The organism is Gemmatimonadota bacterium, from assembly GCA_016209965.1.
Lineage (GTDB): Bacteria > Gemmatimonadota > Gemmatimonadetes > Longimicrobiales > RSA9 > JACQVE01.
In genome coordinates this window covers 1-10050 of the sequence record JACQVE010000094.1, presented here as the reverse complement: position 1 = coordinate 10050, position 10050 = coordinate 1, and the positions used below count along the sequence as shown (strand labels likewise).

General features: G+C 70.9%; 10 protein-coding genes. 7 read left to right on the top strand and 3 right to left on the bottom strand.

The features are described from left to right. From glmS to HY703_03945, 3 genes are all read right to left on the bottom strand, one after another. Positions 1 to 1013: glutamine--fructose-6-phosphate transaminase (isomerizing) (gene glmS / locus HY703_03955; protein MBI4544329.1), on the bottom strand; the 1013-nt coding region annotated here is incomplete at its 3' end. 107 nt (positions 1014 to 1120) lie between these two features. Then, entirely contained in the window at positions 1121 to 2545 is a 1425-nt protein-coding gene (gene glmM / locus HY703_03950) for a phosphoglucosamine mutase (protein ID MBI4544328.1), read from the bottom strand. A 149-nt stretch (positions 2546 to 2694) separates the two neighbouring features. Beyond that, positions 2695 to 3507, bottom strand: coding sequence for an alpha/beta hydrolase (locus HY703_03945; GenBank protein ID MBI4544327.1), 813 nt, complete (start codon positions 3505 to 3507; stop codon positions 2695 to 2697). Between the two features lie 224 nt (positions 3508 to 3731). Between HY703_03945 and HY703_03940 the strand changes: the two genes are divergently transcribed. From HY703_03940 to HY703_03910, 7 genes are all read left to right on the top strand, one after another. Then, the gene (locus HY703_03940; protein MBI4544326.1) at positions 3732 to 4889 is read left to right on the top strand and encodes a cystathionine gamma-synthase; all 1158 of its coding nucleotides are present in this window, start codon (positions 3732 to 3734) and stop codon (positions 4887 to 4889) included. Positions 4890 to 4895: 6 nt separating this feature from the next. Then, positions 4896 to 5690, top strand: coding sequence for an ABC transporter permease (locus tag HY703_03935; GenBank protein MBI4544325.1), 795 nt, complete (start codon positions 4896 to 4898; stop codon positions 5688 to 5690). Then, on the top strand, positions 5687 to 6376 hold the full coding sequence (locus HY703_03930) for a hypothetical protein (GenBank protein ID MBI4544324.1): 690 nt from the start codon (positions 5687 to 5689) through the stop codon (positions 6374 to 6376). The genes HY703_03935 and HY703_03930 overlap by 4 nt, the downstream gene beginning before the upstream one ends. Further along, positions 6357 to 7295: an MCE family protein gene (locus HY703_03925; protein MBI4544323.1), complete on the top strand. Its 939-nt coding sequence runs from the start codon at positions 6357 to 6359 to the stop codon at positions 7293 to 7295. Before HY703_03930 ends, HY703_03925 begins: the two co-directional genes overlap by 20 nt. Before the next feature lie 136 nt (positions 7296 to 7431). Further along, the gene (locus HY703_03920) at positions 7432 to 8415 is read left to right on the top strand and encodes a M48 family metallopeptidase (GenBank protein ID MBI4544322.1); all 984 of its coding nucleotides are present in this window, start codon (positions 7432 to 7434) and stop codon (positions 8413 to 8415) included. 119 nt (positions 8416 to 8534) lie between these two features. Further along, positions 8535 to 9824 (top strand): phosphoribosylamine--glycine ligase, encoded by a 1290-nt coding sequence (gene purD / locus HY703_03915; GenBank protein MBI4544321.1) that lies wholly within the window; start codon positions 8535 to 8537, stop codon positions 9822 to 9824. Beyond that, on the top strand, positions 9808 to 10050 hold a 243-nt coding region (locus HY703_03910; GenBank protein ID MBI4544320.1), incomplete at its 3' end, for a DNA-formamidopyrimidine glycosylase. The genes purD and HY703_03910, both read left to right, overlap by 17 nt.

Below are 10050 nucleotides of genomic sequence, written 5' to 3'. Positions count from 1 at the left end.
GGGTTGCGGTAGCGGAACTCGGAGGCGTACTCGACCTCGACCGGGATGCGCGCCACCTCCTCGAGCATGTACTCGCCGATCAGGGCGGCATGCCAGGAGGTGCCGCACGCCGTGATGACCATGTTCTCGAAGTGCAGCAGTTGCTCGGCCGTCAGGTTCAGCCCGCCCAGCTTGGCCGTCCCCTCCGCCTCGAGCAGCCGGCCGCGCATGGTGTTGCGCAGCGACTCGGGCTGCTCGAAGATCTCCTTCAGCATGAAGTGCTCGTGGCCACCCTTCTCGATGGCCTCGAGGTCCCACGAGACGTGCTCGACCTCCTTGGTCACCGGCCCGCCCTTGAGCGAGAGTGTCTCATAACCGTCCGGCCTGAGCACTGCCATCTCCCCGTCGTCCAGGTAGATGACCTGCCGCGTCCGCGCCAGCACAGCCGCCACGTCACTGGCAATGAAGTACTCGCCCCGCTCACCGATCCCCACCAGCAGGGGACTGCCGCGCCGGGCGGCTATGATCTTGCCCGGGTCGCGGCTGCTCAGGATGGCCAGGCCGTACGTCCCCTCGACCTGCCGCAGCGCGGCGCGCACCGCCTCCTCGAACGAGCCGTCGTACACCTGCTCGATCATGTGGGCCACGACCTCGGTGTCCGTCTCGCTGCGCATGGTGTGCCCCAGTGCCTCGAGCTTGCGGCGCAGGGTGCCGGCATTCTCGATGATGCCGTTGTGCGCCACGGCAAAGTCGCCCGAGCAGTCGAGGTGGGGGTGCGCGTTTACCGTGTTGGGCGCACCGTGCGTGGCCCAGCGCGTGTGCGCAATGCCGCAGGTGCCGGCGGGCACGCCGCCGCTCCCCAGCAGCGCTTCCAGGTCGGCGATCTTGCCCGCCGCCTTGCGCGTGGCCAGCCGCCCGTTGGACAGCACGGTCAGCCCTGCCGAGTCATAGCCGCGGTACTCGAGCCGTTTCAGCCCCTCCATCAGGATCGGCACCGCCGCCTGGCGCCCGATGTATCCCACGATCCCACACATGGTTCTGGTTCCTTTGATCAATGGCTTTGTATCAAACGGAAAGCTGCAAGATCCCCTCCACTCGAGATCGGCGCCCGAATCCATGCCTACCTGCGAATTCGACCACTTCAGCCCGCCGCGGCCGCCCCGCCCGGCAAGCCGGCGAGCGTGCCCAGCAACGCCTGGCGCGCGATCTGCACCAGCTCCTGCGCCTCCCCCGCCGTGGGCGCCTCGGCAATGATGCGCAAGATCGGCTCCGTGCCGGAGGGGCGCAGGTGCAGCCATTTGCGCGCCTCGGGCCAGGCCAGGCGCAGCCCGTCCTGCCTATCCACCTCGGGCGCCGGGAGCAGCGCCTGCAAAGTATCATAGGCCGGCGCGCCCGACGCTGCGCCCCAGCGGACCTTTTCCTTCACGATCACGTACGGCCGGAAACGAGCCGCCTCCTGCTCCAGCGTCGCCCCCGTTTCGAGCAGGAGCTGCAGCACGAGCGCAGCCGCCACTGCCGCATCCCGCGTGTATTGCACATCGGGAAGGATCACGCCGCCGTTGCCTTCACCGCCTACGACCGCGCCCACCGCCTGCATGCGCCGCACCACATGGATCTCGCCCACAGGCGCACGGTGCAGGGGGACGCCGGCCTCGGCGGCCACCTCCTCCGTTACCGCGCTGCTGGAGAGGTTGGTGACCAGCGGCCCCGGGCGGTGGCGCAGCACGAGCCGTGCGGCCAGCGCCAGGGTCAGCTCCTCGCCCAGGGCGCGACCGGAATTGCTCACCAGGGAGAGGCGGTCGCCGTCCGGGTCCGTGGCCAGCCCCACTTCCGCGCCGCTCTGCCGTACCAGCGCCTCGAGCTCGCCCAGGTTCTCCGCGACCGGCTCCGGCGCGCGCGGAAGGCGGCCGTCGGGCTCGAGATGGATGCCCGAGACCGCGCACCCCAGCGCCTCGAGCAGTGGCGGCAGCAGCACCGCGCCGGCACCCCGCACGCAGTCCAGGGCCACATGGAAGCGCCGGGCGCGGAGGGCGGGCACGTCCAGGAATGGGATCCGCAGCACGGCATCCAGGTGGCGCGGCACGGCCTGCTGGTCCGCCGTCACCACGCCCACGCCCTCCCAGCCGGCGCGGGGGAGCGGCCGGTCCGCCAGGAAGGCGCGCATGCGCGGCGCCTCCTCGGCATCCAGGAACGTGCCGGCGCCGGAAGCGAACTTGAGCGCGTTCCACTCGACCGGATTGTGACTGGCCGTGACGACCACCCCGCCATCCGCATCCAGCTCGGCAATGCTGAGCAGCGCGGTCGGCGTGGGCACGAGGCCCAGGTCGACGACGTCGCACCCCACGGACTGCAGCCCGGCGGCGGCCGCACGGGCGAACATGGGCCCGGAAGTGCGGGAATCCCGGGCCAGCACTACGTGCGGCCGGCGGCCCACGACATCGGCGCCAAGATAGGCGCCGAACGCCGCGGCAAAGCGCGTGGCCACCTCCGGCGTGAGCGACTCGCCCACGCGGCCGCGCACCCCGGAAACGCTGACCATGAGACCGGCTGGAATCTCGAACGGCATGGGCCCAAACGGGACAGGAGGAACGGCCGCCGGCGGCGCCGACGGCCGAATGCCGGCAGGCAACTTAGACCGGGCCGCAGAAAAGTGTCAACAAGCCCAATGCCTCAGAACCTCGGCGGCAAAGCCGCTCGGAGACCAGCCGCCAGGATTCACAGGTGAGTCTCGAGCAGCTTCAGCACGCCCTCGGGGTTGTCGGCGTTCAGCCAGTGCCCGCCCGCGAGCCGGTGCAGGAAAACCTGGCCGCTGCGCTCCCCCGCCCGCTCGAGCCGCCCGCACGCCACCGCGCTCAGCACGCCTGAGGCCTCCGCCTTGATGAAATGGATGCGTACGCCGGGCGGCGGCTCCTCGACCACGCGCCACAAATCCGTGCGGAAGAAGTCCCGCAGCAGCGCTTCCAGCGTCTCCAGGTCGAGACGCCAGCGGTAGCCCCGGTCGGACGGCTCCAGATTCGTGCTCATCCATTCCGCCACGGGCGCGGCAATGCCGCGGGCGACGAGCTGCTCCACGGCAGCTTGGCGTGCAGGGAACGGCCCCGACAACGAGCGGACCACCTCGAGCATCTCCCAAGCACTGCCGCGCGGCGGCCCCGCCTCCGGCGTCGAGTCTACCACCCACACCCGCTCGAGTCCGGGCAGCCCCAGCGTCAGGAGGTGCAGCGCGACCTTGCCGCCAAAGGAATGGCCCAGCACGGCCGCAGCGCGCAGGCGCTCAGCCGCAACCAGCGCGGCCACATCACCGGCTGCCGCTGGCAGCGTATGCGGCGGCGGGAAGCCGCGCGAGCCGCCGTGCTCGCGCAGGTCCACCAGCACGGCGCCCCAGTCGCGCCGCCGGCGCACCAGCCTGCGCGCCAGCGATGCCCAGTTGCGGCCCGCGCCATACACCCCGTGCAGGAAGAGCAGCCAGCGCGCGGGCGGGGCCGCACCGTCCGCGGTTACCTTCTGGTGCGCGAGCACACGGACCATGTTTTACTCTTCCATGTTGGCCGGATTGACTATCCTACGCCACCCCACCCCTTTGGCTACGCGGAGGCCTTACCGCGCGCCCGGTTGGCCGAAGCCCGGCCCAGAGCACCACGGTTGGCGGGACGGCAGCATAGCAAGGAAACCTGGTCCGGGCCATTGCCGCCGCCCACCGCCGCCACTATTCTTGGGTTGCACACACGCGGTCCCCCGACTCGCCTTTTCCAATGACTGATGCCGGCCACGCCTTTGCTACCCGCGCCGTCCACGCGGGGCAGGCGCCCGATCCCACGACGGGCGCGATCATGGCGCCCGTCTACCAGACTTCGACCTACGTGCAGGAGGCACTGGGCGCGCCGAAACGGGGCTACGAGTACGCCCGCGTGCAGAACCCGACGCGGGAAGCCATGGAAGCGAACGTGGCGGCGCTGGAGGGCGGGCGGCACGGCATCGCCTTCGCCAGCGGGTTGGCCGCGATCGAGGCGGTGGTGAAGCGACTCTCGGCCGGCGATCACGTGATCAGTGAAGAGAACACGTACGGCGGGACGCACCGCATGTTCACCCAGGTGCTGGCGCGGCTGGGCGTGAAGTTCACGTTTGTGGACTCGCGCGAGGCGGAGACCATGAAGCGCGCGCTCCGCCCGGAGACCCGTCTGCTCTTCCTCGAGACGCCCACCAACCCGATGATGCGGCTCGCGGACCTGCGCGCGGCCGCGCAGATCGCGGCGGACGCGGGCGTCCTCCTGTGCGTGGACAACACCTTCGCCTCGCCCTACAACCAGCAGCCCCTCGCGTTGGGCGCCCACCTGGTCGTGCACTCGAGCACCAAGTACCTGAATGGCCATTCGGACGTGATCGGCGGGGTCGTGGTCACCAATGACGACGACGTCGCCGCCGAGCTCCGCTTCCTGCAGAAGGCCGCCGGCGCGGTGCCCGGCCCCTGGGACTGCTGGCTGGTGCTGCGCGGCACCAAGACGCTGCACTTGCGCATGGAGGCGCACAACCGCAACGGCCAGCGTGTGGCGGAGTTCCTGGCGCAGCACCCGGCGGTCGAGCGGGTCTACTATCCGGGGCTGGCCTCGCACCCGCAGCACGAGCTGGCGCGGCGGCAGATGCGGGGGTTCACGGGGATGGTGAGCCTGGAGCTGGGCACGTTCGAGCGTGCGCGCCGGGTGGCGGAGCGCACGCGGCTGTTCGCCCTGGCCGAGAGTCTGGGCGGTGTCGAGAGCCTGATCGGTCATCCGGCGGTCATGACGCACGCCTCCGTGCCGCGCGAGCGGCGGGAAGCCATGGGGATCACGGACGGGCTGTTGCGGCTGTCCGTGGGCATCGAGGACGTCGAGGACCTGATCGCCGATCTGGATCAGGCCCTGGCCGCAGCCTGAACCGCTATGCTGCTGGAAGCCGTTGCTGGCGTAGGCCGCGGCGCGCGCGGGCGAGGCGCGCATTACGTGGATCGCGTCAGCTTCCTGGGCGCCGTCATCCGCTCCGCCATGGATTACCCCGTGACCACGCGGTCGCTGGGGCTGCGCATCCTGATCAACCAGGTCCGCTTCACGGCCGTCCAGGCGCTGCCCTTCCTGAGCATGATCGCGCTGGTCATTGGCGTGACCGTGATCGTGCAGGCGCACGCCCAGGCGGCACGCTTCGGGCTGTCCGAGGTGCTGGGCAGGATCCTGGTGACCGTGGTGGTGCAGGAGCTCGGGCCACTGCTCACGGCCATCGTGGTGATTGCCCGCTCCGGCACTGCTATAGCCGCCGAGCTGGCCACCAATGGCGTGATGGGCGAGACCGAGGCGCTCGAGGCCATGGGCGTCGACCCACTGCAGTACCTGGTGGTGCCGCGCGTCGTGGGCGGCGCCGTTTCCGTGGCGCTGCTCACCATCTACTTCGACGCCGTCACCCTGGGCGGCGGCGCCGTGGTGGCCGCATTGCTGGGCGGCGTCTCGGCGGCCGAGTACGCCAGCTCGCTGCGGCTGGCCTTGACGCTCGGGGACCTCTGGATCACGCTGCTCAAGGGTGCCATCTTTGGTGCCGGCGTGGCCATGCTGTGCAGCCAGGAGGGACTGCTGGGCGGGCGCAAGCCCACGGACATCCCGCAGTGCGCCACGCGCGGCGTCGTCGCTTCGATCCTCTTCGTTTTCCTGGTCTCGACGTCGATTTCACTGCTGCGCTACTTCCTATGAACGCGAACGGGAACCCGGTGATCCGGTTGCAGGAGGTGCTGCCGCCGCCCTCCTTCGGCGAGTGGCCGCGGCCCCTGGACCTGGAAGTGCCGGCGGGCGCCTTCTGCGTGGTGGGCGCGCCGCCTTCGGCGGGCGCCGCACTGCTCCGCCTTTGTGTGGGCCTGGTCGAGCCGTCCTTCGGGCGGGTCGAGGTGCTGGGCATCGAGCCCTCCCGGCTCGACCGGCGCAGGGCGTACCAGTTCCGCCGTCGCCTCGGCGTGGCCCTGCTGCCGGGCGGCCTGGTCAGCAACCTGACCTTGCGCATGAACCTGGTCGTGCCGCTCCTCTACAGCGGCGCGGCTGAGCTGGAGCAGGCCAACCAGCGGGCCACGGAGGCGCTGGCGGAATTCGGAATCCAGGAGTGGGGCAACTCTCGGCCCGCCGACGTGCCGCTGGACGTCCGCAAGAAAGCCGTACTGGCGCGCGCAGTGATCCGCGACCCCGAACTGCTGCTGCTCGAGGATCCCGGAGAGTACCTGCGGCCGGCGCGCGTCCAGTGGTTCCTCTCGCGCTGCCGCCGCGCCGGCTGCACCGCCTTGATCACCACGGCCGAACGTGACCAGGTGCTCTTCGACTGCGCGGACCTCGCCGCGTACTGGGAGGAGCAAGGGTTGCGACTGGAGACTCATGAAGTGGGAACGCACTGACCTCACCGTGGGGGCCGTGGTCATGCTGGGACTGCTGATCCTGGGCGGCTCCCTGTTCTGGCTCTCGCCCGCGTTGCAGGAGAAGACGTATCCGCTCTACACCTCCTTCGAGAGCATTGACGGCGTGGCCGAGCAGGCGCCCGTCTACCTGCAGGGGTACACCATCGGCCGCGTCGCCGCCATTGAGCCGGCCATCGGCGAGAGCGGCATGCCCATCTTCCACGTTCGCATGGACATCGAGTCGCGCCTCTCAAAGGGCGACACGCTGCGCCTGCCGGTCGGCACCCACGCCATGCTGCTTCCGCCCACGGTGATCGGCGCCGGCAAGCTGCTGCTCAAGATCGGCCCCTGGAGCGAGAGCTACCTCGAGCCCGGCGACACGGTGCCGGGCGTGCGCGCGCCGGAGGTCGTCGCTCAGGTGCAGGATCTGGCCACTAGCATGACGACCGAGCTCATGACGACGCTCGAGACCTCGCGCGCGCTCATGGACACGCTGGCGCGCACCACGGCCTCGGCCAATCAGGCCATTGTGGTGACCACCAGGGCGCTGCCCACGCTGCTCCAGGGGCTGCAGGCGGAGCTGGTCGCCGCCGAGTCGCTGACCGTGGCCCTTCGCACCCACCTGGGCGCGCTCGCGCCCGTGGCCACCGCCAGCATCGACTCGGTGCGCGGCCTCCTGGGCGACACCCGCCGCATCGTCCAGGACGCGACCAGCCTGTTGAACGCGCGCGAGCCCGAGATCAGCGGCATCCTCGCCAACCTGGACAGCACGACCATGCTGCTGCAGCACTTCATGCGCGAGGTCGCCGAGCGGCCGTGGCGGCTGTTCACCGGCGTGCGCCCGCCCGCCGGCCTCGCGCCCCCCGCGCCCACCAAGGCCAGCGGGCCGCCGGAAACCCCGGAGCGGCCCAGGCCGTAGGAGGGGGGGAGCTCCCGGGACCCCCGGGCGCCGGAGCGACTGCGGGGAACCAACCAGCGAGACCCCGGCCGCCTGAGCCGGGCCGAAGGGTGCTCGGCATCGGGATAGGGATCGGGATTGGAGGGGGACGAGGAGAATGCCTGAGAAAGACGAGACCGCGCACGCTCGCCGCGTCCTGCGGGAGATCAGCTCGAGCACCTGGGAGCACCCGGCGGACCGTGCCGCCCTTTCCGCGTTGCGCCGCATCCCGGGGTTCGACGAGGTGCTCAAGAAGCTGGTCGGCTTCTTTGGCGAGAAGCCCGTGCGCCTGGCGTTCCAGGCCAATGCGGTGCGCGTCTCGGAGCGCCAGTTCCCGCGCGTGCACCACCACTATCTGCGCGTGCTCGAGACCCTCGATTCACCCGCGCCCTACGACCTGTTCGTTTCCCAGACCCCCTTTGTCAATGCCGGCGCCTACGGCATGGACCGGCCGTTCATTGTGCTGAACTCCGCGAGCATCCGGCTGCTGGATGACGAGGAGCTCGAGTGGCTGCTGGGCCACGAGCTGGGGCATATCCTCTCCGGCCACGTGCTGTACCGCACCATGACGGTGCTGCTCATCCTGCTGGCGCAGCAGGGGTTCCCCATCGTGGGCCTGGCCGCACGCGCGGTGCTGCTGGCCCTGCTCGAGTGGAGTCGGAAGAGTGAGCTGTCCGCTGACCGCGCCGGGCTGCTCGCCGGACAGCGGCCGGAGCCCGCGCTGCGCACGCAGATGAAGCTGGCCGGCGGCGGCGAGCGCGAGGAAACGGACCTGAACGAGTTCCTGCAGCAGGCTGACGAGTACCGCAAGGGCGGCGACATCGCGGATGCCGTCTTCAAGGTCCTCAACCTGCTTCCTGCCACACACCCCTTCCACGTTCTGCGGGCGGCCGAGTTGCGCGACTGGATCGAGGCCGGCGAGTACGACCGCGTGCTGCGCGGCGAGTACCGGCGCCGCTCCGACGAGGCCCGCCCCTACATGGAGGACCTGGCCGCCGCCGCCCACGCCTATGCGGAGGAGGCGCGCGGCGTGGTGGACCAGGTCGGCGACGCCGCCCGCCGCATCCGCGACGCGGTCGCCGAAAGCTTCCGCCGCCCCTGACGCTCCGTAAGGCAATACCCGTTGCAACTCACCGCAGAGCCCGCTGGCTTCCTCTGCGCGCTCCGCGGTGAACTGATCCTTTATCCGGCTATGAACCGGTGTACTGAGGTCGGCGCGGCATGAAGATCCTGGTCGTAGGCTACGGCGGCCGTGAGCACGCCCTGCTCTGGAAGCTGAGGCAGGATGCTCCGGCCGCCGAGCTCTATGTCACCCGCGGCAACGGCGGCACCGCAGAGCTGGCCACTTCCCTCCCCTTCGATCCCACCGCCGCCGACGCCCTCGCCGGCTGGGCCGAGGGGCAGTCCATTGATCTGACGGTGGTCGGTCCCGAGGCGCCCTTGGCGGCCGGCATTGTCGACGTCTTCGCGCGGCACGGGCTGCCCATCCTCGGCCCCAGCCGCGCCGCCGCGGCCATTGAGGCGTCCAAGGCTTATGCCAAGTCGCTCATGCGCCGCGCCGGCGTCCCCACCGCGCCCTCCGCCGCCTTCACCGAGGCCGGGCCCGCCGAGCGGTATATCCGCGACCGCGGAGCCCCGCTGGTCGTGAAGGCCTCGGGGCTGGCCGCGGGCAAGGGCGTAGTGGTGTGCGAGACCGTGGAGCAGGCCCTGGCCGCCGCCCACGCCATGCTCGTCGAGGAAGCCTTCGGCGCGGCCGGCCGGGAGATCGTGATCGAGGATCGGCTCGAGGGCGAGGAGGTCTCCGTGCTGGCGCTGGCCGATGGCATGGACGCGCTGCCGCTGCTCCCCGCCCAGGACTACAAGCGCATCGGCGAGGGCGAGACCGGGCCGAACACCGGGGGCATGGGCGCCTGCGCACCCGTCTCGCTCGTGGACGCAGTGCTGCTGGACCGTATCCGCCGCGAGATCCTTGCGCCCACACTGGCCGCACTGCGCGAGGACGGCCGGCCGTTCCGCGGCGTGCTCTACGCCGGGCTCATGCTCACAGCCGGCGGCCCCAGCGTCCTCGAGTTCAATGCCCGCTTCGGCGATCCGGAGACCCAGGCCCTGCTCCCCTTGCTGCGCTCATCGCTGCTCGAGCCCGTCCTGGCCGTCGCGCGCGGCGCGCAGCTCGAGGGCGCGAGCCTGGACTGGCACCCCGCGTTCGCGCTGGCCACCGTGCTGGCCGCCGCCGGCTACCCCGGCCCGTCGGAAGCAGGCCGCGAGATCCTCATCCCGCCGGCGCCGCAGTCCAGCGCCGGCGTGCTCCTGTTCCACGCCGGCACCCGGCTCGAGGACAGCCGGCTCCTCACCACTGGCGGGCGGGTCCTGGCCGTGACCGCCGTCGCAGGTTCCCTGGCCGAGGCCGCCGCGCGCAGCCGCGCGGCCGCAGCGGCGATCCGCTTCGAGGGTAAGCAATACCGTCGAGACATCGGTTGGCGAGAGCTGGAGCGTCATGCCCGAACTGCCTGAGGCCGAAACCATCGCCCGTGACCTGCGGCGCCGGGTCGTGGGCCGCACGGTCACCGGCGTGCATGTCTACCACACCGACATCCTGGCCCAGGGCCTCACACCCGCGCGGCTGAACGCCGCCCTACGCGGCCGGCGCATCGAAGGCGTCATGCGACGCGGCAAGAAGGTGGTCCTGCTGTTCAACCCCGCGCTGCGGCTCCTCGTCAACCTGGGCATGACCGGGCGG

Bases quoted from the DNA above. Each gene is read 5' to 3' on its own strand.
- glmM (MBI4544328.1), bottom strand. From the start codon at position 2,545: ATGCCGTTCGAGATTCCAGCCGGTCTCATGGTCAGCGTTTCCGGGGTG.
- HY703_03945 (MBI4544327.1), bottom strand. From the start codon at position 3,507: ATGGTCCGTGTGCTCGCGCACCAGAAGGTAACCGCGGACGGTGCGGCC.
- HY703_03940 (MBI4544326.1), top strand. From the start codon at position 3,732: ATGACTGATGCCGGCCACGCCTTTGCTACCCGCGCCGTCCACGCGGGG.
- HY703_03935 (MBI4544325.1), top strand. From the start codon at position 4,896: ATGCTGCTGGAAGCCGTTGCTGGCGTAGGCCGCGGCGCGCGCGGGCGA.
- HY703_03930 (MBI4544324.1), top strand. From the start codon at position 5,687: ATGAACGCGAACGGGAACCCGGTGATCCGGTTGCAGGAGGTGCTGCCG.
- HY703_03925 (MBI4544323.1), top strand. From the start codon at position 6,357: ATGAAGTGGGAACGCACTGACCTCACCGTGGGGGCCGTGGTCATGCTG.
- HY703_03920 (MBI4544322.1), top strand. From the start codon at position 7,432: ATGCCTGAGAAAGACGAGACCGCGCACGCTCGCCGCGTCCTGCGGGAG.
- purD (MBI4544321.1), top strand. From the start codon at position 8,535: ATGAAGATCCTGGTCGTAGGCTACGGCGGCCGTGAGCACGCCCTGCTC.